This window comes from Pseudomonas sp. SIMBA_041, from assembly GCF_046535095.1.
GTDB lineage: Bacteria > Pseudomonadota > Gammaproteobacteria > Pseudomonadales > Pseudomonadaceae > Aquipseudomonas > Aquipseudomonas mucoides.
The window spans coordinates 1-252 of record NZ_JAWRXJ010000649.1 but is presented as its reverse complement, the minus strand read 5'-3'; the positions used below and the strand labels follow the sequence as shown (position 1 = coordinate 252).

Sequence of the window (252 nt, the reverse complement as noted above, 5' to 3'; positions counted from 1 at the left end):
AGCGCGTAAGTGCGTGTACCGCTGAAGATGCTTCAGGTTCTTGTGCCCGGTGATTGTCGCGACTTCCATCACGTTGAGCCCCTTCTCGAATAGTCGGCTGGCCGCTTCGTGCCGAAGGTCGTGGAAGTGCAGGTTCCCAAGCCCGCATTGTTCCCGTACCCGGCTGAACGCGTACTTCATGGCGGACTGGGTGAGCTTGAACACGCGGCCCTTATGGGGTGGCGGGCACCACGTCAGAGCCTCAGCCGCCCG

The 252-nt window shown here is 61.9% G+C and carries 1 protein-coding gene; it reads right to left on the bottom strand.

The features are described from left to right. A partial coding sequence (locus SB725_RS32715; protein ID WP_410923640.1) for a tyrosine-type recombinase/integrase occupies positions 1-204 on the bottom strand: 204 nt, incomplete at its 3' end. Between the last annotated feature and the right edge of the window lie 48 nt (positions 205-252).